20 protein-coding genes are annotated in these 23108 nt (G+C 51.9%); 2 read left to right on the top strand and 18 right to left on the bottom strand.

Features of this window, described 5'->3' with window-relative positions; genetic code table 11:
- Nucleotides 1-61 precede the first annotated feature (61 nt).
- The 15 genes from QL234_RS05725 to QL234_RS05655 form a co-directional block, all read right to left on the bottom strand.
- The gene (locus tag QL234_RS05725) at nucleotides 62-1765 is read right to left on the bottom strand and encodes a hypothetical protein (RefSeq protein WP_281556864.1); all 1704 of its coding nucleotides are present in this window, start codon (nucleotides 1763-1765) and stop codon (nucleotides 62-64) included.
- A 38-nt stretch (nucleotides 1766-1803) separates the two neighbouring features.
- Nucleotides 1804-4809, bottom strand: a complete 3006-nt coding sequence (locus tag QL234_RS05720; protein ID WP_281556863.1) for a hypothetical protein — start codon at nucleotides 4807-4809, stop codon at nucleotides 1804-1806.
- Between the two features lie 74 nt (nucleotides 4810-4883).
- Nucleotides 4884-6074, bottom strand: coding sequence for a hypothetical protein (locus QL234_RS05715; RefSeq protein ID WP_281556862.1), 1191 nt, complete (start codon nucleotides 6072-6074; stop codon nucleotides 4884-4886).
- A 4-nt stretch (nucleotides 6075-6078) separates the two neighbouring features.
- A complete protein-coding gene (locus QL234_RS05710; protein WP_044832421.1) occupies nucleotides 6079-6465 on the bottom strand; it encodes a GPW/gp25 family protein in 387 nt (128 codons plus the stop codon).
- A 9-nt stretch (nucleotides 6466-6474) separates the two neighbouring features.
- On the bottom strand, nucleotides 6475-7287 hold the full coding sequence (locus QL234_RS05705; RefSeq protein WP_281556861.1) for a phage baseplate assembly protein V: 813 nt from the start codon (nucleotides 7285-7287) through the stop codon (nucleotides 6475-6477).
- Nucleotides 7288-7306: 19 nt separating this feature from the next.
- A complete protein-coding gene (locus QL234_RS05700; protein ID WP_281556860.1) occupies nucleotides 7307-8458 on the bottom strand; it encodes a hypothetical protein in 1152 nt (383 codons plus the stop codon).
- Nucleotides 8459-8494: 36 nt separating this feature from the next.
- The gene (locus tag QL234_RS05695; RefSeq protein WP_044832418.1) at nucleotides 8495-8785 is read right to left on the bottom strand and encodes a hypothetical protein; all 291 of its coding nucleotides are present in this window, start codon (nucleotides 8783-8785) and stop codon (nucleotides 8495-8497) included.
- Entirely contained in the window at nucleotides 8785-9429 is a 645-nt protein-coding gene (locus tag QL234_RS05690; protein ID WP_201777781.1) for a hypothetical protein, read from the bottom strand. Before QL234_RS05690 ends, QL234_RS05695 begins: the two co-directional genes overlap by 1 nt.
- Nucleotides 9426-9776 (bottom strand): hypothetical protein, encoded by a 351-nt coding sequence (locus QL234_RS05685; RefSeq protein WP_281556859.1) that lies wholly within the window; start codon nucleotides 9774-9776, stop codon nucleotides 9426-9428. The genes QL234_RS05690 and QL234_RS05685 overlap by 4 nt, the downstream gene beginning before the upstream one ends.
- 69 nt (nucleotides 9777-9845) lie before the next feature.
- Complete coding sequence (locus QL234_RS05680) at nucleotides 9846-11276, bottom strand: ATP-binding protein (protein ID WP_281556858.1); 1431 nt, start codon at nucleotides 11274-11276, stop codon at nucleotides 9846-9848.
- On the bottom strand, nucleotides 11269-12279 hold the full coding sequence (locus QL234_RS05675; RefSeq protein WP_281556857.1) for a Pvc16 family protein: 1011 nt from the start codon (nucleotides 12277-12279) through the stop codon (nucleotides 11269-11271). Before QL234_RS05675 ends, QL234_RS05680 begins: the two co-directional genes overlap by 8 nt.
- Before the next feature lie 121 nt (nucleotides 12280-12400).
- On the bottom strand, nucleotides 12401-13777 hold the full coding sequence (locus tag QL234_RS05670) for a hypothetical protein (protein ID WP_281556856.1): 1377 nt from the start codon (nucleotides 13775-13777) through the stop codon (nucleotides 12401-12403).
- 141 nt (nucleotides 13778-13918) lie between these two features.
- Complete coding sequence (locus QL234_RS05665) at nucleotides 13919-14731, bottom strand: hypothetical protein (RefSeq protein ID WP_281556962.1); 813 nt, start codon at nucleotides 14729-14731, stop codon at nucleotides 13919-13921.
- A gap of 18 nt (nucleotides 14732-14749) precedes the next feature.
- Nucleotides 14750-15259, bottom strand: a complete 510-nt coding sequence (locus QL234_RS05660; RefSeq protein ID WP_044832413.1) for a phage tail protein — start codon at nucleotides 15257-15259, stop codon at nucleotides 14750-14752.
- A gap of 11 nt (nucleotides 15260-15270) precedes the next feature.
- Complete coding sequence (locus QL234_RS05655) at nucleotides 15271-17139, bottom strand: phage tail sheath C-terminal domain-containing protein (protein ID WP_281556855.1); 1869 nt, start codon at nucleotides 17137-17139, stop codon at nucleotides 15271-15273.
- Between the two features lie 685 nt (nucleotides 17140-17824).
- Here QL234_RS05655 and QL234_RS05650 point away from each other — a divergent pair.
- Nucleotides 17825-18577, top strand: coding sequence for a hypothetical protein (locus QL234_RS05650; RefSeq protein WP_281556854.1), 753 nt, complete (start codon nucleotides 17825-17827; stop codon nucleotides 18575-18577).
- Nucleotides 18578-18644: 67 nt separating this feature from the next.
- Here the strand turns inward: QL234_RS05650 and QL234_RS05645 are convergent, their stop codons facing one another.
- On the bottom strand, nucleotides 18645-19151 hold the full coding sequence (locus QL234_RS05645) for a hypothetical protein (protein ID WP_281556853.1): 507 nt from the start codon (nucleotides 19149-19151) through the stop codon (nucleotides 18645-18647).
- Nucleotides 19152-19155: 4 nt separating this feature from the next.
- On the bottom strand, nucleotides 19156-20115 hold the full coding sequence (locus tag QL234_RS05640; RefSeq protein ID WP_281556852.1) for a DUF523 and DUF1722 domain-containing protein: 960 nt from the start codon (nucleotides 20113-20115) through the stop codon (nucleotides 19156-19158).
- Between the two features lie 315 nt (nucleotides 20116-20430).
- Between QL234_RS05640 and QL234_RS05635 the strand changes: the two genes are divergently transcribed.
- Nucleotides 20431-21801 (top strand): hypothetical protein, encoded by a 1371-nt coding sequence (locus QL234_RS05635; RefSeq protein ID WP_281556851.1) that lies wholly within the window; start codon nucleotides 20431-20433, stop codon nucleotides 21799-21801.
- Between the two features lie 345 nt (nucleotides 21802-22146).
- Here QL234_RS05635 and QL234_RS05630 read toward each other — a convergent pair whose 3' ends face one another.
- A complete protein-coding gene (locus QL234_RS05630) occupies nucleotides 22147-23076 on the bottom strand; it encodes a pyridoxamine 5'-phosphate oxidase family protein (protein ID WP_281556850.1) in 930 nt (309 codons plus the stop codon).
- Between the last annotated feature and the right edge of the window lie 32 nt (nucleotides 23077-23108).

Below are 23108 nucleotides of genomic sequence, written 5' to 3'. Positions count from 1 at the left end.
AAAAAATATTGTCCATCGCTTAAATTCATATCTGTTTTTAAGTTCATGACTGTTTTTAAGTTCATGACTGTTTTTGCGGCGGAGCGCAGTTAAGGCTGACATCGCTTACCAGCACGGCTTCAAAGCCCACGGGTAAAAAGTCCGCCAGTTTATCTATCACGGCGTCCTGCTTCAGGATCATCAGGTCGTCATGATAGGCTCCCATTTCCCCGCCGTCCTCGGCGCCGTATTTAATGCTCTCGCTGCTGTTAGCCCACAGTACGCCGCAGCCAGGCTCGCCGAAGGTCAAATTGATAAAATTCGGATTATCCGAGGTACAGCTGCCCAGGTTCACCAACAACTGCTCATCCTGGGGATCCAGCCCGACGTTAAATGCCTGGGGCTCAAAGCGGCTAAAGCGGATACAGCCTTTTTCCGGCGGATCCATATCGACACGGTCTTTCCTGATGCGCTTTAATAAAATACAGTCGCTGATCAGCACTACCTCCGCCAGGATCACTTCCAGCACAGTGCAATATTCCAGCTGTATCATGCCGCTGGCCACCTCTATGGTTTTGATAAGCGATGATTTGGCGTCCAGCACCGGCACATCTTTCTCCGGGTCACTGGCGATCAGTTTACGTACCGCACAGCCGGTTAGTTTCAGCTGGCCATCTTTGATGGTCAGGGTATTTTCCAGCCAGATATTTTCAAATTCGTATACCGCTTCTTCGTCAAAGCTTTTTACACCGCGAAGTTTCAGCGGTTTATCCGTCAGTGCCAAAAAGCGGTAATGGGGCACTTGTTTGTCGTTCCACTCGATAGTGCCTGTGGTTATGTGGATATTGTCATCCTGATAATTTTCTTCGTTTTCGATACTCGACCAGTGGATGCTGACGGGATTTTTACTGAAAAAGCCTGGCTGCAAAGGGGTGTAGCACAGCAGTTTGCGCGGGTGGAAAAAGCCCTTGTTGGCACGGGCGGTTTGATAAGTATCCAAAGTAGTGCCTGAGGCAGAAATAAAAGCGGCGCTTGCCCCCGGTCCCGGGGTACGAAAATCGACGGTGCGCTTGCTGACATCCTGGTAACTGCCGGGAAAACAGGGCACGCCGTTATGGTTTTGCTGGCACCAATTAACCTGGCTATTATCTATATTGCTAGTGATCGCCGCCGGGTCATTGGCATCGCATAAAGCCGATCGCGAAGCATACCTGAAATCCACGGTAACATAAGGCAGGCCAGGGTGACGCGCCTTTTCTGCCCCGGGCAACTGGCTATCCAGCGCCTGGTCTGCACCGAACAAAATAGCAGGCAATAGGGGATCCCCTATCCTGGCTGTGGTGGCGATACGCTTATAACCTTCCTGGATTTCCACCTCAAACTGGCCCACGGCTTCGCAGATATCTTCCAGGCAAGGCAGACTGCCTTTACTTTGCCGCCAGGCAATGGCATTGGCCACTTCTGAGCGCTGCCCGGCAATGTCCGGCGACACCAGGGTAACATCAAGCAAGTCGGCAAAATAGGGTAATAACCAGGGCTGGCAGCTTTGCTCCAGGCCTTCGTTGTCCAATCCTGCTTCATCGGGAAAGTTATCATAGAGCTGCTGTTTGACAGTGTAATAAATCTGCGTCAGCAAGTCGCCGTTGGCCTGCAGGTATTTGGCGAGATCGCCTTTTTCGACGATGTTATTATCCCCGTCACGCCGGGTATTGTCCCGCTCCCTAAATACCGACGGCAAGAGCTGGTAAAGCTGCTCTCCCAGATCCGTTTTATGTGCTGCCATCATTTATTTCCTTGCTCTTTCTTGCCCATACTCTCAGCGGCCTAAAGTTCATATTCTTCTACCGTGATATTGATCACAGGCAGCTGCGCATCCAGGTGGATACATTGCCGGGGACTGGGGAAAATCACCCGGATAATATTATTATCCCCCTTGGCTATCCTCGGCTCTTTACTAAACACCTGCCCGGTAGCATCAAACACCAACTCACAGGTACTGTTTTCCACGCCGCTGATGCCTTCCACGACCTGATATAATTCTCCCCGGTACAAGGCCTGCCCCAGCTCGCGCTGGTCGATGGAAAACGCAGCGGTCAGGGCTGAAAACACCTCTGTCGTTACCTTGTCGGTATCATAAGCCGAGCTGTCGACCCGCACGGTAATATCGAAACTGACGATCACCGGTTCATAGGCGCTGACGCTGATGCTGACCGCAGGCAAGGCATGGGACTGGAGAAAACTCACCAGGGAGCTTTGCAAGTCTGTGGTTAAGGCAGCGCCGCCGGCGGGCACTACCACCACCTCAATATTTTCCCTTTGCCCGAAACCAGTTTTCAGGGAAAACGCCTTGGCCTGGGCATAACTGGGATGGTTTTTGGTCAGCAGGGCAAAGTCGCGCAGGGACACACAACGGGCCAGGGTCAGCAGCGCCGCCGGGGCATTGGTTTTTAATGCCGCCATCTGTTCCATATCTCCGCCGCCGCTGGCAGGCAGCGGCTGGCTGACCTCATCCACCAGGTGATGGGGTTTGACCGCCTTGATTAAACTGCCGCTAGTTAAATTACCTGTGGTGCCGACTCCCTGGCGATAGCTGATGCGGATGTTGTTGCTGCCGCTGGGGGCACGGCGGCCGTTTTTGCCGTCACCGAAAGTGATCCTGATAAAATTATCTTCCGTCATCCTCACGGTATAATGACTGTCTGTGGCTAACGAATCTTTGAGGCTGGACACCTGCTGCCAGGTCCTGTCCCCTACCTGGACGGCAATGGCGGCACGCACGCCGCTGGCGAGATCGCTGTCGGCTTCAAACGAGAGATCGTCCACGGCAAAAACAAAACTCTGGTTGTTTTTGGTGGCATCGCCGCTGCCCAGGACCCGGGTATTGCGGGTCACGCCATGGCCACAGCTGATAACATTGGCGCAGAGGATGACATCATTAATCTGTACCGTTTGCGGCAAGGCCTCGCTCAGGGTGGCATAAGGCGGGCTGGTAGTAACACTGACGGCATTGTCTTTTTCTACCGTATGGGTATCCAGGATACTGGTTTTATAATACAAATCTTCCCCGTATTGCACGATAACATTACGGCCTTTAGTTAACGCCGACGGCATAGCCGTTAACGGGATTTCATTGCCGGTCAGGGCGGTTTTATTGATTTCCCAGTCCAGCAGACGCAATTTTTCTTTAAACTGGCTATAAACCCGGCTCTGGGCCAGGTAAAAGGGGCCGCCTCCCCTGTCCTGCCAGCCGTTATCTGCTTCCAGGGCCGCAGTTTCCGCATCCATATCCAGGCTGACGGTTTTCAGGCGGCACCAGGCCATCTGACCCGCCCGGGTTAACACCGCAAAATCGCCTGCGGTGGTTTTTTTCGGCTGGCTGGTCACCAGGGTATCGGGAAGGTGGCCGTCATTGCTTTTTTGCAAAAACGGATCGCACTGCCAGGTGCCGGCCATATTGGCGGGTACCTGCAAAGATTGCGGGTTGTCTAACGAATAGTCGCTATTGCCGGACACACCGTCGGTATCCCGGTGCCAGCCGACGGTGATGGCGGTATAACCTTCTTTAAGCAGGCCATCGGGACTTCGGGCAGCCAGCAGGTAATCGGAAAACTGCTCGGCGGTGTCTATGGCGGTTTCCCCTTCGCCGGGGTCTGAACCCACAGGACGGTAGTTAGTGTGTATCACCTGGTACAGGGGCAGATAAACATTATCTCCCTGACGGCGGATATCACACAGCCACTGGCCGATAAGATACGACCAGTCGCCGGCAATATACAGGGTATGGATCACGGCATTGCCGCTGGTGCTACGCTCTCCCTGGTAGTTAACCGCCACAGTCACCGGACGGGACACGGTAGCATTCACCAGGTCCAGCTCGCCGACATTGTTATAAAAACCCAGCTTAGTCTGCTCAACAGCTTTAAGGCGGCGGTAATAGGGCTTTTTGCTTGTGGTGGCGATCAACACCACTTCACCTGCAGTGAGATCTGTGGTGGTGGTCAGGTACAGGCTTTTGCCTACCTGGGCCCCCGAGGTTAAAGGCGATAAAGGGTCGAGGCGTTCTTTCGGCAGCAGGTGCACCCAGGTATAGCCTTTTTGGAAAGTACTCGACAGGTTTGGCGTCACACTGATGCGGGTTTGCTCCCCTTCAAGGCGGACGCCGTCAATAAAATAGGCTTTAACATCGCCGCTATGTTCGTTTTCCAGCACCAGGGGTTCGCCGATAGCCAGATCATCCAGGGCCTGGTCCAGGATCAGCTCACCGCCGAACAGGTAATTCATGTTGCGGTCGTAATTTCTCGGACGGATTTCGTTAAGCTCTGCTGCCAGCTCCATATCTTCCAGGGTTTCAAAAACCACAGGCGCGCTGCCGTCTTGTGGGCTGTGTTTGACCTGGAAACCGCTTGCCAAGGTGCCGCTGCCCTTGGCCTGAAACACCAGGGAGGTAAACGCCGAGGCGGGAGGATGGGGATGATAGTCCAGCATGGAGACCATTTTTCTTACCGAATCCCACTGGTTGGCAGTAGTAAGTTTAGCCTCGTTACTGTAGGCATCTAGGGTTTCCGTCAGCACATGAGCCGAGCGGGAAAAGCTGCGGGAAATATTCCATAATAAATCATCGCTTTCGCCGTTATATAACTCTTCGATGCGCTCCAGCTTCTCCGACTGGCTTTCATCTTCATTGATCTCCAGGTTCACCGCCGGCCAGTCGGTAAACTCCTGCTCCAGCCGTAAACGGATGTCCTCCAGATAAGTGGCGGCATTGCCGTCAATATAACGGAAGCGGGCTAACCCGGCCCGGTTCCAGCGGGTGAGGTCCAGTTTATCCATTTTGCTTTCCCTTGGCTGTTGCCTTAGCTCTTACCTTAGTTTTTACCTTAGTGAGTGCCTGCTTGTTCATCATCTTAACCCTTACGTCCGCCGTTGAGTTTCAACCGGAAATAACCGCGGGCGGGATTGTCCAAATCGTTATCGCACACTGCCACTTCCAGCCCGTCCAGCTTGATGCGGCCAAAGTCCGCCTGGTCGGCAAAACGTTTACCGATACGTTTAAAGCGGTTCAGGCAGATATTGTCGACGCCGTCGATGGCCATCAAGGTTTCAAACAAATCGCCGGCATAAAGATCTTCGCCGAACCGTAGCCGTCCCGGTTCGAAAAAGCCGCCGGGCTCGGTGCTGAGCGCCTGCTCCACCGCCCTACGCAATTCGGATTTGAAATAGTTACTGCGCACCTCGATGGAAATGGAAATGGAAATGCCCACCTCCACCGCACTTTGTAAAATCACTTCCTGCCCCGCCATACGGTAGGCATCCAGGTAGGGACGCAATACCGAACGTATGCTCGGCCCCTGGGTAAGGTCCACCAGGGCCAGGCTGCGGTGCTGGTGAAAGTCTGCCACTTCTTCAATGATATTGTCCGGGTACTCCAGATCCTGGGTATCGTCTATATCCTTGCGCTGCCAGGCGATCACCGCCACATAGATCACCGGCCAGGTGCCGCCCCAGGTTTGCCAGGACTGTGCCCGAAGCACCAATGGATGCTCCTGCAGCCGGCTGACATAATCCTCCAGGGTGACCATACGTTTTTGCGTCTGGATCTCCCTGGGACCGGCAAAACGCGCCGCCTCCATCTTGGTGGGATTATCAAGCCAGTACTGATCGAACCTTTGCTCGTCGCTGCGCTGATCATCGACATGAGCCGGGACATCAAAGGGCGGCTCACTTTTTTCCCTGGTAATGGTTAAAATGTCATAGCCGATAAATTTCAATAACCGCCGCACAGATTCCGGGCGGCGCGCCGTTTCCAGAAAACCTTCGGCAAAGACACGGTCGACACTGTCGGATAAGCGGTCGAGTATATCCGCCATCACTTCCACCAGAGCGGTTTCCACATCCGCCGGGGTCCAACGGGTACGCTCAGGATATTTGGCCACCAGCTCTTCGAGCATAAACAACCTAAAGCCGTCGTAATCTCTTAATAGCCAGTCAAAGTCATCCCCCACCCGGGGCAGCTTTTGCGGCAGATCCGCTACCCGGGTGGCACAGTCGGGGCAGGCGCCGGCGTAGACAAGTTCAATTTCAGGATTCTGGGCCATAAGCTTAACTACCTGCGCTAAACGTAAATTGATGCTGATCTTCAAACCCTATGGCGGCAAGCACATAGGCGATGGTGATGGTCAGCCGCTCATTATCCCCTTCCACCGTAACCTTGATGGACTTGGGCTCAACTTCCCCCGCCAGGGATTCGATCAGGGACGCGCTGATGCGTTTTTCCGTAACCTGCCATAAGGCAGAGGCATTGGGCTCGAACACCAAGGCCTTAACCCCGGCGCCAAATTCCGGACGAAAAACCCGCTCCCCCGACAGGGTATAAAGCACCTGCTCGATTTGCCCGCGGATATGCTCCGCCCGGGTGGCGAGCTTGGGGCCGCCGTTGATACGCAGCGGAAATTTCAAATAAGGCGGATCCGTTAATCGCTGTGCCATATTCGCTCCTTAAGACGTCATCACTTTCATGGACAAAGTACTCATTTCCCCCTGGGGCACGGGTGGCGAAGTCGGTCCCACCGGTGTGGTATGCATATGGGTCATAAACAGGGTCAGGAAACTTTGCCCCTTGATAATCGGCTCGCCCCCCTGACCGCCGAGCATCACCTGCTGGCCTTCCACCACCACCTGCTGGCCCTTAACGGTAATACCGCTGGCAGCCATTTCGATCTTATTGCCGTTGGCATCCTCTAACGTGGTGCCGGACGAGGTCATGGTCAGGTTGTTGCCGTTGGCGTCTTCAATCACCAACTGGTTGTTCTCGGCATCTAAAGTCACCTTGGCGCCGCCGGAGTCCGTCAGCGCAATGCTGCCTTCGGGGTCGAGCACGACATTCGAGCCGCTGGAATGCTCGAGCTTGATTTGCTCTTCATCATCGCCGTCTTCAAATTCAAGGAAATGCCCCTTGGTGGTTTTCCAGATACGGGTGGTGGGTTCATCATTGGGATAATCCGCCGGCGCATCCCCCGAGGCCTGCCAGAACACCCCGACCCAAAGGGGACGGGACAAGTCGCCAGCTTCAAATTCCGCCCACACCTGGGCACCGACATCCGGGACGGCAAAAAAGCCCTGATCCGCCAGCCCGCCAAACGGCAGACAGGGCAGCGCCCAGGCGGTTACCTGCTCTCCCAACAGGCTCGGGATCCTCAGCTTTAACCGACCGAGTTTTTCCGGGTCGGCGTTATCCTCGACAAAGGCTCTGTGCTTGCCGTAATTTTGCCTGGCAGATTGCTGTGCTAACTGTCTGACTATCTCTTCCATACTTACCCCAAAATAATCCTTATAAAATCCCCGCCAATAAGCCGCCGGCAGACTCCAGATTGTCTCCGTAGGCATTCCTGAGCAGGGTAAAATTCTGCCGGTAGCCTTCATAGGTAAATTTATGCACCACCTTATCCACGTAATAGGTGCCGTTATAGCGCTCCCCTATGCCGTCGACCCCGACCGGAAAGCCCGGCCTTAACACATTGCCGTAAAGCATGCCGTCAAGCTCTCCGGTGGCATTGACTTTTTTGATATCAAATTCATTGGCCTTTTGCTGCGCCTTCTCGGTAAGCGCGGCGGCGTCACTACCGGTTTCCCCGCTCATCTTCCAGATAAAATCTTCCAATCCGGAATCCGCACTGCTGGCATGCTCGGGTCCCATCACAAACAAGTCCGGCTCAACTAGGGTTTCGGTAGAGCCGTCCCCGGTTTCATCCGGCACGTCAAAGGCCACCGCATCCGGCTGATGGCTGTCGGTACTGACATTAATACTGATGCAGTTGGTTTCCCGCCCGGCGTAGGCCATGATATTGGGCTGGGCCTCAGCTTCGAGCTGCATCGGGCCGAAATACACCTCCCCCTGGGAGAAAATCAGCTCATAGCCGTTTTCCGTGGCGCGACTTTTTAAAAAGGCGATATCCGAACCATTCTGGTTAACCTCTATGCCGCTTTGCCCGGCGCCGTTATCGCCGCTTAAGGTCAGGCCGTAGGGCAACACGATTTCCTGCAGGATTTGCGCATCCGAGCTCGGGGTATCCTCCCCCCAGGTCTTGTTCCTGTGGGTGCGGTCCAGGCGGTAGGAGTCGTCCTGACACTCTATGGTGACCTTGGCGCTGCCGGCATCGGTGGGATATTCGAGCTTGCTCGAGCGCACATAACCGCGCATGATTTCCTCTTCCTTATCGCCGAACGCCACCTTAATTTTGATCGGCTCCCAGTCTTTGAAAATGCCCGAGTCCTGGACAATCCACTTACCCTGCTCGTCACGACGCCCTTCAAAAATCAGCTTGGCGACCGCGGCTTCACTGCGGCTGGCATCTATGGTCAATTCCATCAACAAAGGATAGAAGTCGACAATTTCCTCTTCTGCCACCCCCATCAGCACGATACATTCACCGGGCTCGCGGGTTTTCTCGCCAAAAATGTTCAGTGATACCGACAATCCCATAAACTAAACACGCTCCCTTGGTTAATTATTCCCTGACTATTCCCTAATTTTGGGGATCAGAATCGTTTGTCCCAGCCAGTCATCGAGCAACAGGTCGGTGGCAAACATGATCTCCGGATTGGCATCAATAATGCGCCACCAGTGCCTGTCGTTGTTGTAATAATGCCGGGCCAGCAGGTCGAGGCGGTCCCCTTCCCTGATAATATGCTCTATCACTCCGGTAGCCTTGCCTATCTCCCGGGCGCGTACGCCGTCAAAAACCACTTCCCCGTCTTCATCCGGATAAAACAAGCTGGCATTTTCATAACGCGATCCTTTCAAAAACATCAGAACAGGCTCCCTATGGCAGAGGCCACGGTCTGGCCGGTATTAACCGCTGCGCCTATGACCTGGCGGATTTTTTCCACTTCATAAAAGGGGTTGTTGCTTTCAATAACCTGCATCGACAAGGTAACCGTTGCCCGGTAGGGGATCAGGGTCGGCAGGTGCGCCTGCTCTTTGACCGTGATGCTTTTTAGAAATACCGGCAGCACATGGGTACCCCAGATAAAGAGGATCACCGAAGCCGACTCAGAACTGTCAAAGGCCCGGGTGCCGCCAAGCCCCAGGCTTGAGAGCATCTGTACCCCGCCCGGCCCCTGGGCCTTGGGCTCGACCATGGTACGCAAGGTATCCAGCTCAGGCTCTATGCCTAAGGTAGTGGCGATCGGGTGGTTGTCGTTCATACGGTCGGTGGCATCGATTAGAATATCGACATTAAAACTTTCCGGCTGTACCGAGACCCCCTGGGAGACCCGGCTGGTTTCCGTCGGCAGGGTAAAGTCATAACCGCCGCGGGTGGCCGGAGTCGAACCTGCGGTGATAGTGATCGCCCGGGTACGGCTGATTTCCTTGGGATTAAAGTCAAACACCAACACCAACGGCGGTATCGACAGCGCATATTCCACCAACATGCCTTTTAAGAAACTCACGCTCTGCCTCCCTGTCTTTTCATTGCTGGTTTGGAACCTGCTCCCGGCGGTTTATTGGCTACCGGCTGTTTATTGGCTACCGGCAGTTTTTCCACGGGTTTTACCGTCAGTTGATCTTGTATTTTTTCATTAATGGCACTGGCGATGGTTTGGGCGATTTGCGCATCGGAAAAGCTGCGGTGAATATGCAGCGCGCCGATATTTAACTGACTGATATTGCCGCACACCTGCTCGCTGCTCTCCCCCTGCAGCCGGGAGAGTTGTCCGGCAATCAGCCGGGCTATGGTGGGGGCCCGCTCCTGCATACCCGAGGGCAAATGTAAATTCAACGCATCCAGGGTGATCATAAATTCACTCCGTTTTCTTTTCCTAAGTGCAGACTTAAGTTATTCATAACAACTTTATTGATAAGAAAATCACGAACCAGCATAAACCGCCTCCGGTAAATGTTTGGCCAGCACGCCGATTTCCCGCGGTGAGATCTCCCGCCCTTCCTTGGCCAGCTCCCGCCATATGGCAGTGGCAATATGCCCGAGACCGACCTCGGTTTTCTCTGCCGCCGCCAGGTAACAGGCATGCAGGGCGGCATTGCGAATATGGCCGCCGGACAAGGCACAGGATTTGGCAATCAGCTCTAAATCAACCTCAGCCGCCAGGGGCGCCCTGGGGGGCAGCATCACCTGCCATAATTGCCGGCGCGCGCTTTTATCCGGCCGGGGAAATTCCAATACCAGCTGGAAGCGGCGGGCAAACGCCGGATCGATTTGTTTACGCAGGTTCGTGGTTAAAATACAGGGGCCATAATGGTTTTCTATCTTGGTCAGCAGATGACTGACTTCCATATTGGCATAACGGTCGCGGGCATCTTTAACCTCGCCGCGTTTGCTGAACAAACTGTCGGCTTCATCAAACTGCAGTACCATTTTGCGGTTTTGCGCGGCGCTAAACAGCTTGTTAAGATTCTTTTCCGTCTCACCGATATATTTACTCACCAGCTGACCTAAATCGACCCGGTACAAAGGCCAGTTTAATTCGCTGGCAATCACACTGGAGGCCAGGGTTTTTCCTGTGCCGGAAGGCCCGGCAAATAAGGCCACCGGACCGCCGATACATTTTCCGCCCCACTGACCGACAACTTTATCCTGATGATGGATCCAGGCTAAAAATTCATGCAGCATGGTCTGGGTTTGCTCCGGCAACACCAGATCCTGCCAGGTCGCTTGCGCCCTGACCCGGGTGGTGCCGGGAGGAGCACTTTCCTCATAGTCATGGCCGAGGATCCTGGCCACCAGCGAAGGCTCGGGTTTTATCGGGCTAAAGGGATCATTTGCTTCAAGTAGCAGCAAGCGATTTTTCCTCAGCGCCGCACTTTCACCTAACAGGCGGATCAAGGTTTCGCTGCCGTGTGCCTCCATTGCCAGAAACTCCTGGATCAGCGCCCGGCAGGCATAAGGCTCGCTTTTATCACCGCCCAGGCTTTGATAAAGCCATCCCAGACGCGGCTCAAATTGCGGTCCCACCGCAAATACCAGAATGTCAATTTCCAACTCGGACAACTCAAGCTCCAGCAAGGTATGCCAATAGCCCTGTTTACCCCGTAAAGCCCTCACCGCCTGCTGCAGCACGGTCAGCTGTTGCAGTTTTTCTTCCGGGATCTCTTTTCCCTGGCGCGATTGCCCGAGACAGTAGCCCAACAACTGCAACCGCTCCCATTCCGGTGTTAGCATGGCCAGCGGATGAGACTGGGTTGTCTCAGCCTGGTCCCGTGCATTAGGCTCGGCATGGGTAACCAGGGAGTTGGAAACCTCATTTTGTGGCTGGCTGGCAATATTCATCGGCTTACTCATACAAGCTGATCAGCAAGGGGTTACTAAGCACAGTGATTTCCACCCCGTCACCGGCGCGCTCATAACTGCGCACCGCATATAACACCGCCTGGCCGCCGTGATCGGTAAAAGGCAAAGCCACCGCCGTGGTGGTAGCGCTGCCGGCCAAATCAGGGTCTATGGTGTCATGGGCGATCACAGGAGATGCAAAAGCCGGTAAGGTTTCCCAGCCGCTGACGTTATCCCAGATATCCCAGCGCAAATCCACGGTCGTGCCAATGTCTCCGGCGATCCAGACCTCAGCGCTCAAGGCCGCCAATTCCGGACTACCGACTTCGAAAGACAGGTTTTCATGACAACTTCCGGCAACCACCAAGCATACCCGGGGTTGCCAGCTTTCGATCCCGGTATTCACCTCGGTAACCGGCACTGTCGGCGATACCGGGGTAACCGTAGGCTCGTTTTGCGCTAAGCTCGCTTGTATTTCCAGCCCCAGGCTGCCGGCTAACGGACTTAACACAGCCGCTTCATCGGGCACCACAGGCGCCAGGGCAATTTCATACATCACCGAAGGCCGGTACACCACATCTCCCTGGGTGCCCCAAAGCTGGCTGGTTTGTTCCACCTCCATTTGCTGCATGATCACTTGTATATGGTAGGCCTGGCTATTGACCGTTATTGAGAATACCGGCTGCTCCTGAAAAATGCGGATCACTTCCCCTAAAATCCGCAAATCATGCTCACCGGCACCGACCGAATCTTCAGAGACGCCAAAAGGGGTGATCATACAGTTCACCCGCATAAACCCGGTTTCCCCGGGTAAGGCATCGGCATCAAATTCAAAGGGAGAGAACTGGTAGAAGAAAAAATTCACCCGGTGGGAATTAGACCCGGAAGGCACAGCATCCTGGGGATTGCCTACCATCACAGTCACTTCTGAGTCGTCACCGCTGTTAATGGCAGTACCCATCTGATCCGCGAGTTCGCGGCAAATTTGTGACAACGATGAAGCTATAACCGGCATAGGGTTTATCCTTAAACAAAGCGCCGACCGCAAACAGCGTTGTTATCCTTAAGTTGTTGTTATATTTTATTAAACTGCTAATTCATTATTGTGAAACGTTTCAATTCCCCGCTAAGGCTTGTCAGACCCTGCGTAAATAATGGCGACTGGCCCAACCGGTAGTGGATGTCCCGGGCTGCCCGGCGACATTTTTTTTCACCACTTCATCTGCCGTTACCGTGACATCGATACGCCCGATATGGACACTGCGATCCGGCGTTTTATTGACTTTTTGCTCTCTGCTCCCGGCTTGCTTTGCCAGGGCCGACAGGGCATTAAAAGCAGCCAGCGCCTGATCTGCACCTGCCGGAGCGGCATTATCCTGCGATGAAGCCGCTACCGGCCTGTCCCGGGTTAACGGCTGTGTATCAACTGCGCTTTGCAAGGTATCTGCTTCTTTATTTTCCTGCTCAACTGTCTGTACTTTAGCAGCCGGCATAATAGAAGGCGTTTGCAGCTGTTGCTGCTTAGCTTGTTGAAATTGCTTTTGCCTTTGCAGGTAACGCTGATGCTCACTGAGCACAGGCCCATCAGGATCTGGCTCTCGCGGGGCAACTTCCGACTCGGGGGAAACAAGCTCAGGTGACAACACTTCTTCCCCTGATTTTTCCGGTGCCTTTTCTACTACTTTGTTGCCAGCTTTTTCTGCCGTTTTTTTTGCAAGTAGTGACGACGCTTGTGCTGTTTGTGCAAAACCAGGCTTGGTCTTATCCGTATCCCGGCCGTCACTTGTCGGTATTGGTTTTTCGCCTGCTGTTTGCTGTATTTGCGCAGTAAAAGGGACAGACGGCGTTAGCGCCGCACTGTCCCCGGAGTGGTATTCAGAAGGGGTGTCGAGACCCGAAACCCGACTCGTATCCAGATCACCAAAATCATGTTGAAAATTACGTTCACCCACTCTAACCGAAAGATCCATAAGATCACGAGAAAAGACAGAAGCTGCATGTACGAAACTAGACTGTTCTGGCACTCGAATTTCAGTATGTTGAGAAGCTGCTCGATTTATATCCTCACCCGTTACCAGGCCATGCTTAAGACTCACAGAATTCACGGATGATAAAACATCATCAAAGACGTGACCGGGCGCTATTCGCTCAGTCACTATGGGGTCTACAGGCAGCGATTCTTCAACCAAGGCACTTGTGCGCCCGTTATCGGTTGTCCCGAGAGATACAGAATCCTGCTGTTGCGACACCTTTTGTGGCCCATGCCCTGAATTTTCAGCACTAACAACAGACTCTACCGAAGCAGAATCCAACGCGACGCTTGGGCCGCTCACTTGCTGATGCCTAGTATCCAAGGCATGGTCCGCCTCCTGAATTCGGTTTGAGGAAAACTCCTGGCTGACATCCTGCCGGGCACCCTCGGCTTTGCCCGATAAAGCGGCGCCGACAACATCGGCTGCTACCCGGCGCTTGGCGGGTTGTGCATCTTGCCAGACGGATCTAAAAAATCCCACGTGCTTTCCTCACTTGTTCCTTCATTTTGGCTCGTGCTTATTTACAAAAAAAGCCGAGCCGGATGTTTATTTGGACTACTTACACTGCTTAAAGTTTAGTCGTTTTATTGCCCGGATTTACCCTCAGGCAGGTTTCTTCGCTTAATGACTCATGCCCCGGTCCGCATCTATCATAGTCAGATAAGCTGCCCTGCGCTGCACCGGCAGCGCCAGAATTTGTTCTTCGGTCCAGTGATATGCCCTGGCCAGGCAATGGATCTCCGTCAGCAAAGTGCCATAACCGCGGTTAAGCAAACGATAAGGGTCGAGATAAACCGGGTTAATGCTGCTGCAGTTTGAGCAGCTTACCTGGACATCCGTCACGATACCGGGAGAAGCCTGTTCCATAGCTTTTTCGATACTGGCCACTTCCTCTTGCGTTAAACCCGCGATAAAAGCATCAACATCAACTTCTTTACTCTGGGTCAGCAGGCATAACTTTAGCAACACCGCGGGGATCTCAACTTCCTCTTTATCGGCAAGCATGGCCTGGTCGCATCCTGTCGGCAGCCTCAGGCGAACTTCCAGTTTATCCAGTTCGACTTCCACAAAAGGATAATGCTCATCTCCTTCGGCAACCGGCAATGTTCTTAAATCGAGTTCAAAATCAAACGATTCATTGCAATGGCGGCATCGCTGGCTGTACCAGGTTTCACTGTCCCCCAGATGTAACTGCAGTTCACGCATTAAAAACTGGCGATCGGCGATACAAAGTTCCTCTATGCGCTGCCCGGTTGGTGCTTCACCGCCTAATTGCGCCAGCGCCAGCTGCAGAATCTTAGTCACCGCCTCGGGCATGGCATACCCTAAACCGGCAATTTCGGCAATGCCAAACTCCAGCGCCCCGGTTACCGGCTTAAAGGCAAAATCTCTTTTCCTTTGTCCTTCATGCCAGAGACCACCGGGTAATAACATCGCCACAGTGCCTGTCCGTTAGGTCTCAGCCGGCTCGGCAACACTGGTATCACGCTGCCAGCCTTCGTGCTGCAAGGTGATGGTCTGGATCCCAACGGCATTCATGCTGCCGGCATCCAAATCCGGCAAGGCCTGAAAGTCCGAGACCCAGGCGCGGAAGATCTTGTAGGACATCGCCACCTGCCCCTGTAAATTCAGGACATTAACCACGATGTCCTTACGGAAATCTTTGAGGGACATGCCGGCATCCCCTTCGATGTTATTCACCAGGTTGGCCCAGTTTTCAAATACAGGATCATGAGTCAGGCCCTGCTCCAGGGTGACCGCTTCATAGGAAGTGCCGCCGGGCATAATGCGTTCAAAATTGGGATCGCCGGCAGAGCGCCATTTCACCGGTTCGACCTTTTTCTTTAACGCGCCCATTTTTTTAAGTCCGGCCACGGGTTTGCCGTCGATTAGCACCTGAAACTTAAAAGTCCGGTAAGGATCATGTCTATGTGAATTCACTGAAAATTGTGGTGCAGCCATAATATTTCTCCTTATTGTTGTCCGACGATTTGTTGTAAGCGCACGATAACAAACTCAGCCGGTTTAAGCGGTGCAAAGCCGATGACGGCAATCACCTGTCCGCGGTCGATATCGCCCTGGGTCATAGTATCGCCGAGGCCGCAACGGACAAAATAAGCATCGGAGGCTTTTTCCCCCTGGAAAGCACCGGCGCGGAACAGGCCATTCATAAAGGACTCAATATTGATACGCAAGGATGACCATAACCTGTGGTCATTAGGTTCAAACACTGCCCACTGGATACCGTTGTACAGGCTTTCTTCGATGAACATCGCCGTCCTGCGCACCGGCACATAACGCCACTCGGGATTACTCTTGGTGGCCCGGGTACGCGAGCCCCACACCACGGGACCATAACCGGGGATCTTACGTATGGCATTAAGCCCTAAGGGATTGAGATAATCCTGCTCCGGATCTTCCACCTTAAATTCCAGCTCAGCCACCCCTAACAGCGCCGATTCCACCCCGGCAGGCGCTTTCCATACCCCGCGCCGGCCATCGGTTTTCGCCCAAAGTCCGGCGGCAAAACCGGACGGGGCCGCCAGCAGTTTTTGCGACGCCCCGGGGTTTAAATCGACATCATAAGCGGGGTTGCTCACCAGCACCCAGGGGTAATAAGTGGCAACATAGGTTTGGGTGGGCAGGCTCAGTGCTTTGACTTCATTGCCGTTATCAAGCTCGTCTCCCGGCTGGGGATCCACCAGGATCATGCGGTTTTTAATGGTTTCGCAATGGGCAATACCGGCATTGATGATTGCCTGCTTGGCGCCGGCGTCTGTCATATCCCAGTAAAGTCCGGGCAGCAAAATCATGTTGATGTCGCGGAATTTTAGTAACTGATTAAATATCGGCGTATATTCAGTCAGGCTCGGCGCAGAACCGTTATTGCCGCCAGAGAAAGTGATTTCTTCGCTGTTGTCTGTGCCTACTTCCGTCACCAGGCCGGCGAGATCGTCAACCACTACGGTCACCAGCTCGGAAATATCGTTGATCTTATTGGGCAAATAACCGGCATCTGTGTCCGTTAACGAGACATCTTCAAATTCTTCCAGCGCCTCAAAATTTGCTCCTGTGCCCTCTCCCACCGCTACTGTGTAGTCGCCGTTGCTCTCGGAGATAACCACCACCAAGTCATCTCCCCAGGTGCCTTCATTAATAGCGGTAAAGGTCACCAAAGGCGTACCGCTGACCAGGGAGCCGGTCGCTGCCGCAGCGCCATCAAGGCCGCCATTAAAAGTAATTTCTTCGGTTTCACCGACGCCGAACTCTGCGGCAGCGGCGGTGGCATCGGCCACGGAAACCGTCACTATGCTCGACTCGCTTGCCACCCGGGTTTCAATAAAATCAGCGCCGGCGGTAAAGGTTACATTGGAGATGGTTTCATCGGCGCTGAAACCGCCGCCTGTGCCGGTACCCACCTGAACATCAAAGGTGCCGCCGTCTTCGGTGATACGCACCACGATATCGTTACCGGCATCGCCGTCACTGACCGCGGTAAAGGTCACCAGCGATGCCCCCAATTCCCCGGTGGCGGCATTGGCCGCTTGCGCTGAGCGAATGATATAGGCGGTGGATCCGCCATTTTGGAAGAAGGCATAAACGCTAAAGCCCATGGCATCCCCGAGCGGCGCCGCCGCCCCTGCCACCGCTGTTTCCGTTTCTTGCAAACCGCCAAACAGGCTGTCATATTCATTCCACGAAGTGATCAGCGTGGGGGTGTCCATAGGACCTTTTACTGTGTAACCAATAAAACAGGCGGTCGAAGTACCTACAGCTTCAATAGGTCTGGAACCGCTAGGAAGTTCTTCGAGATAAACACCAGGATGCAGGTAGGTAGCCATAGTTCATTCCCTTGTTATTTTCTTGATGAGCAGAGCCTTTTCGCTCTACCGTTGATGAATACTTAACGCGATTGCCCGCCGTTGTTAGCCCCTTGTCGCCAAAAGCAAAAGACAACAATAAATCCGCTTTATGGCGCAAACATCGGTTACCGGTTCACTTCACTGAAGCCGCTAAAATATCTTTTAGATAACTACCTTTTTCCCCACATTAGAGAAGCATCGGCAGATAATAAGAAAAGCAATCAGCTAAAGCGTAGTACTAAAAATTTAAAGCCGCCACATCAATAAAGCAGTTTTTGATTAAGTATTTGCTACTGAATTTTAAGGACTTTAGCAGGCGGTTGCGCCTAAAGGATGGAGTTGAAAAACAGGCAAAAAAAAAGCGCGTTAACTAAACGCGCTCTGTCAAACATAAAACAAAACATGAAACACTAAGGGAAATAAAAGTCTCTCGGTTAATAAGAGTGAGGCTCCTTAAATTAGTTCAAAATAATTTTAAATTTATTTTCTTTAGAAAGGTTTATGCCAACAATCCGGCCATAAAATTTATCTGCAGCCAAACCGTCAAAAGCGCCGGCTTACTGATACCGGCTTGATACCGAACTGATACTAAAAACTTAAAAAAAGGATTTAATATACATATCGTTGCAATAGCAATAAAAATTATTAATAAAAGGAATGGATAATGATTAACAATAAAGTACTGGCATCATATAACGGCTCGCAAAGAGGTTTTACGGTTCGCAGCATGCAGTTAGAGCAGGAATCCTTTGTCAACGGCGACTTTAATTTTGAAAACATCGCCGCCGGTCCCAATAATGATGTCTATCTCCCTTCTGCTAACCACATCTACCACTATGATCTTGATGGCAAGTTAATCAAAGATATGGCATTTCCCGACGCCGGTATTGACTACACAGGTATTGCCGTCACCAACAGCAGAGTATTCGCCACTTATGAAGGATCCCAGTTAGGGGTCACGGTACGGGATCTGGACTTAAATCAAATCTCCTTTTTCGCCACCGGCATTAAGGCCAACGGCATTGCCGCTGGCCCCAATAACGATCTTTACCTTGCCGCCGGCAACCATATCTACCATTACAATATTGACGGCACCCTGATACAGGACATGGTGTTCCCGGATGACTCCATTAACTATACCGATGTCAGCGTGATCGGCCAAAGGGTCTATGCTGCCTATAACGGCTCCCAGGAAGGCTTTACCGTACGCGACCTGCAGTTAAAACAGCTGTCCTTTACCAATACCGGCTTTGATATCAACGCGGTTGCCGCCGGGCCTGATAATACCTTGTACCTGTCCAGCGGCAATCATTTGTATCATTATCAGTCCAATGGTACTTTATTGAAAAACATGACTTTTCCGGATGACAGGATCAACTATAGCGGTATTTCGGTGATCTTCACCAGCCTGACCTGATTTTCGCCCGGGCCGCAGACAGAGCATAAAACCGGCAGTGATGCCGGTTTTCTTTTACCGGGAGCATTTACAATACCCTGGCATCGTAAGCCCAGTGCAACAAAGCCTGGCGCTGTTTGCGCCGACAGGTCCAATCCCCCGGCTCGCAATTTTTCTTTAACGCCCCGATATGACGGCTCATCGCGCGCCAGCGTTTTATCTGGCGTTTATCTTCCTCGGGTAAGCGCCGTCCCAGATAATAACGGCAATACCACTGAAACCAGCCCCTGGGATCATCGGGAAATATCCAGCCTTTTTGCTGCCAGTTAACTAAGGGCAAAGAAGCATCAACGGCAAAATAATTCAAACTGATATCTTTAGCCGCCGGGCTGAGCTTGGCCTTGCTAAACCAGGCTCGGGGAAATTCCTGCTGACAATCTGTCATATACTTGCCGCCAAAAACCCCAAGTTCCAGCATTTGCTGGGGGGTTAACTGGGGCTGAAAATCCGGGGAAAAGTCCTGCCCCTGGGGGGCCGAGAGTTGATAGCGATATCCCTGCTGCATCTTGTCATTGACAATAATTGTTTTCATCATAAATTCATAAACTGTTAAGCAGCATCAACTCTTTCGGATGAGGCTGCAAATAATAGGAGCGAGAAATATATTGCTGGGGGTGATGCATAAAGTGGTGCCTGAGCAAAGTAATCGGCACGATCAAGGGTAACAATCCCTGGCGGTAGGATTCCACCGACTGCTCCAGCTCCTGTTTATCCGAGCGGCTTAAATGATTTTTTAAATAGCCCTGGATATGTTTAAGGGTATTAACATGGTTCTTTTTGGTGGCCTTGATCCTCAGCAATGCCATCATATGTTCCAGATACTGGCGGCAAACCTCGTCTATAGGCAACTCATGATGCTGTGCCAGCCATTTTCCCAGCTCCCTGGCCTTTTTCTGATTATGGCTCATATAAATATATTTATGTCGGGCATGAAAGTCTGTCAGTAAAGACCAGCTGACTTCCCCCGCCAATAATTGCTGCCAGCGGTGGTAGATAAATACCCTCTGTATAAAGTTTTCCCGGATCACCGCATCCCCGAGACGTCCTTCTTCTTCCACCGGCAGACAGGGAAAATTTTTCATCAGCCGCCGGGTATATATGCCGATGCCGTTACGGGCCGGCATCTTCTGCTGATAAACCCTGACCCTTTCCATACCGCAGCTGGGAGAGTCTTTTTTTACGATATAACCCGAGATTTTACGGTGCCAGTCCTGCTGCTCCTGTGCGCATTGCTCCAGGGATTCGGTTACGTCCAAGGTTTCATCCTTGCTGCCGACACATTTTATGTGCTGATCTGTTAACACCAAACGAATGGCCTGGCGGGGAATGCCTAAACCAATACTGACTTCAGGACAAAAGGGAATAAACTGAAAAAAGGGCTCCAGGACATTGGCAATATAGGCATTAAATTTATGGCCGCCGTCAAACCTGACATTTTCACCGAGCAAACAACTGCTGATACCGATATTAATCTTGTCATTGTCCATTAAAGCCATCATCACAGACACCTCTCGTTGATGCAATTAGATTAAGCTTGAGTGCCAAGCCTTGAAAAGACAAGCTTTTTTTCAAAAACCGGAAGAGAAAATCAGGCAAAAAAAAACGCGTTTAAATAAACGCGTTATGTATAAAACATGAAACACTAAGGGAAATAAAAGTCTCTCGGTTAATAAGAGCGGCGCCTGCAAAATTAGTTCAAAATTATTTGCAAAAAACAAAACTCCGGCGAGAAAAATGTTCCTTAGATAGTGGTAAAGCAAGATGAATGACTAAATAATTTAACTGAGCATGCTCGTTGAAAGGGGGAAACCACTATGCCCGCCGATATCATGACGCTTGAAGAATTTCAAAACGCCAGCAGCCACTGGAGCCAAAGGCGTAAAGGCCATAAGCATTTGATCAAGATAGACAATGCCTTGAGCTCATACCATGCAATAGCGAAAAACAAAATTGAACAGCGTATATCCTCGTTAAAGCAAGTGATGGACATCGCCAGGGAATATGCCGATGCCAAAAAGCTGTTTGTCTGGCAGGATACCAGGCGCAAAAGAAAGATCAACGCCGCCGAAGCCGTCTACAACCAGGCGGTAGTGAAGATAAAATACCTGAAAGAAGCCCTGCTGGCAGAAAAACGCCTGCCGGCCATGTTCGGCTCAGGCAACAAGACCCCGCTGCAAAAAGCCAACAGCGCCATGGGCCGCTGGGCAGCAACCATCAAACAGATCAGAGGACTGCAGCAGTATATCGGCAAACCCGACGACGGCCGCCAGCTTCATGAACATTACTGGCGCGAAGCAATAGATCCCTTACACACCAATTGGAAAAATCCCAATAACAACCAGGTATTCAGGGAATGGAAAAAAGCCAGGTATGAAGATAACAGCACTATGTTGTCATTTTATCGCTGGCTGGAAACCCAAAGCGATGAGGATATCAGCCGGCTGACCCGAAATGTCGGGCTATTGCCGACCACCTACCTGGATGAAGAAGGCCGGGAGCAATACCGGTTATTTTTTCAAAACCGGCTGATAAAATACCTGAAGTCACCGGCAGAGATGCTGCCCTGGGGCTCAGAAAACAACAGCACCAATTTTTGCGGCAAAGGTTGGGCTATTTTTGTCATGTCCCCGGAAGGCAAACTCTATGCCGCCACTCATAATACCGCCACCGGCTGGTTCCACGCCTCCTTTTTAGGGGGCAAGCCGGTAAAGGCTGCCGGTGAAATCTATGTCAAAAATGGCATTCCCCTGGTGATCACGGATAAAAGCGGCCATTACAAACCCCAGTTTACCAACTTATGTGACGCAGTCAGGGAAATGAACCGTAATGGCATCGACATTTCACAGCTGCAAATTTGGAGCCGCTGGACAGATCCCCATAACGGGAAGATCTTCACCGGCGATGACGGCATGCGTGCCAGCGGTATCTGGTATATGGCCATAGATGCCGAGCGTTATATCAATACCGGCAACAGGAACTATGCCATGATTTTTGATTTTGCTATTAAATCGGGGTCATCCGGCAAAATAAAAACGGCAACAGCGCAACGGCTGAACATGTCGGATGACCAACAAAAGGAATATGACGAGTACCCGATAATGGAGGTAGCCAACAGGGGGAAAAATCACTTCAGGGGCTGTTCCATCGACCAATACTGTAAAGCACCCCATGTTTTCAGGTTCTGATTACTGCAATTTTTTTGCCGCCGCTTTGACTCAGCGACTAACCGCTGCTGTTCTGAGCCGGCGGCAAATCAACAGCGATATCCTTCACCCCGGTTGATATCCCCTTTATCCCGTCTGCAGCTCGAATACACAATTAACTTCATGAATTTTTAACAAAAAAAAGCGCGTTAATAAAACGCGCTATGTCAAACATAAAACAAAACATGAAACACTAAGGGAAATAAAAGTCTCTCGGTTAATAAGAGTGGCCTCGGCAAAATTAGTTCAAGATAATTTAAAAAAAATCAAAAAAATAAAAAAAATAAAAAGGCGTCTAAGTTACCGGGAGTTTAACGGCCCAACAAACTATAATAACTGCCAGCGCAAATCCAGGGCATTTTTCAACCAATAGCCCCGGTGTAAATTAAAGGTCCACAAGCGCTCGGCACCGGTAAAGGTATCAATCTCGGGGCTGTCGAATAAGAGCTCCACCGGTCCGGTCAGGGTCAGCATATGGCCGTTTTCAAAATCAATAAAAAGTAAACCCGCTTTAGGATTGTTCACAAAATTCCCCAGGGTATTAAAATGAAAATTGCCGGCGTAATCGGGAATGGTCAGGCTCTGGTGATTATCGATACGGACAAAACCGGGCTCGCCGCCGCGGTGGGAAACATCCGCCCCTTCGCTGGCCTCTCCCCGGCGATTTTCTATAAAACTGGCGACAAAAAAAGTGTCGCTTTTTTCGATCAGCGCCCTGGCCTCATCATCTAAGCCGGTAAATCCATGCACGGTTGCCGGCAACATATCATCGGCAATACAAGTGTCCAGCTCCCTTGGCCGGATATATTTCGGGCAGTTGCCAAAGGCCTGGTCGACGGCGAGCGTGAGCCCCTGCTCATCTGTTTGTATGATATGTGCCGCCAGGCGGTTGCGCCTGCGGGTATTAAGCTCTATGCCCAAAAGCCCCAGACGGGCGCCGGTATTCAGCGCTTTTAGCAGCGGATCTCCCTTTACCGGTCGGGTATTGATGTTTAAGGTTTTATCATCGGGGCAGGTGATAAAACCCGGCCGGTTGAACAGCATCGAAGCCCAGGGCCAACCGTCCTCATCACCGTGGCCGACAAAAAGATAAGGCAACTGCTGATAAAAATGCCTGTGCTGGTCCGGCATATAATCGCGGATCACCCGGCGGCCAAAACGCTCCACCTGCTCCCTCACCCCCATCCTGCTTTGCAGCGCCTGCTCTCCCTTATGAAAAGGGGAGCTGTTTTCGCTGTTATCTTTAATATCTGTCATGACTAATGATCTCCGGGCCAGTATAACTACCT

Origin of the sequence: Thalassomonas sp. RHCl1 (assembly GCF_947387555.1) — a bacterium.
Taxonomy (GTDB): Bacteria; Pseudomonadota; Gammaproteobacteria; order Enterobacterales; family Alteromonadaceae; genus Thalassomonas.
The sequence above is the reverse complement of the archived record's forward strand: the minus strand, read 5'-3'. Positions and strand labels throughout refer to the sequence as shown.

What these genes read in the sequence shown, in the direction of transcription:
- QL234_RS05725 (WP_281556864.1), bottom strand. Translation starts at nt 1,765, where the DNA reads ATGATGGCAGCACATAAAACGGATCTGGGAGAGCAGCTTTACCAGCTC.
- QL234_RS05720 (WP_281556863.1), bottom strand. Translation starts at nt 4,809, where the DNA reads ATGGATAAACTGGACCTCACCCGCTGGAACCGGGCCGGGTTAGCCCGC.
- QL234_RS05715 (WP_281556862.1), bottom strand. Translation starts at nt 6,074, where the DNA reads ATGGCCCAGAATCCTGAAATTGAACTTGTCTACGCCGGCGCCTGCCCC.
- QL234_RS05710 (WP_044832421.1), bottom strand. Translation starts at nt 6,465, where the DNA reads ATGGCACAGCGATTAACGGATCCGCCTTATTTGAAATTTCCGCTGCGT.
- QL234_RS05705 (WP_281556861.1), bottom strand. Translation starts at nt 7,287, where the DNA reads ATGGAAGAGATAGTCAGACAGTTAGCACAGCAATCTGCCAGGCAAAAT.
- QL234_RS05700 (WP_281556860.1), bottom strand. Translation starts at nt 8,458, where the DNA reads ATGGGATTGTCGGTATCACTGAACATTTTTGGCGAGAAAACCCGCGAG.
- QL234_RS05695 (WP_044832418.1), bottom strand. Translation starts at nt 8,785, where the DNA reads ATGTTTTTGAAAGGATCGCGTTATGAAAATGCCAGCTTGTTTTATCCG.
- QL234_RS05685 (WP_281556859.1), bottom strand. Translation starts at nt 9,776, where the DNA reads ATGATCACCCTGGATGCGTTGAATTTACATTTGCCCTCGGGTATGCAG.
- QL234_RS05680 (WP_281556858.1), bottom strand. Translation starts at nt 11,276, where the DNA reads ATGAGTAAGCCGATGAATATTGCCAGCCAGCCACAAAATGAGGTTTCC.
- QL234_RS05675 (WP_281556857.1), bottom strand. Translation starts at nt 12,279, where the DNA reads ATGCCGGTTATAGCTTCATCGTTGTCACAAATTTGCCGCGAACTCGCG.
- QL234_RS05665 (WP_281556962.1), bottom strand. Translation starts at nt 14,731, where the DNA reads ATGTTATTACCCGGTGGTCTCTGGCATGAAGGACAAAGGAAAAGAGAT.
- QL234_RS05660 (WP_044832413.1), bottom strand. Translation starts at nt 15,259, where the DNA reads ATGGCTGCACCACAATTTTCAGTGAATTCACATAGACATGATCCTTAC.
- QL234_RS05655 (WP_281556855.1), bottom strand. Translation starts at nt 17,139, where the DNA reads ATGGCTACCTACCTGCATCCTGGTGTTTATCTCGAAGAACTTCCTAGC.
- QL234_RS05650 (WP_281556854.1), top strand. Translation starts at nt 17,825, where the DNA reads ATGATTAACAATAAAGTACTGGCATCATATAACGGCTCGCAAAGAGGT.
- QL234_RS05645 (WP_281556853.1), bottom strand. Translation starts at nt 19,151, where the DNA reads ATGATGAAAACAATTATTGTCAATGACAAGATGCAGCAGGGATATCGC.
- QL234_RS05640 (WP_281556852.1), bottom strand. Translation starts at nt 20,115, where the DNA reads ATGATGGCTTTAATGGACAATGACAAGATTAATATCGGTATCAGCAGT.
- QL234_RS05635 (WP_281556851.1), top strand. Translation starts at nt 20,431, where the DNA reads ATGCCCGCCGATATCATGACGCTTGAAGAATTTCAAAACGCCAGCAGC.
- QL234_RS05630 (WP_281556850.1), bottom strand. Translation starts at nt 23,076, where the DNA reads ATGACAGATATTAAAGATAACAGCGAAAACAGCTCCCCTTTTCATAAG.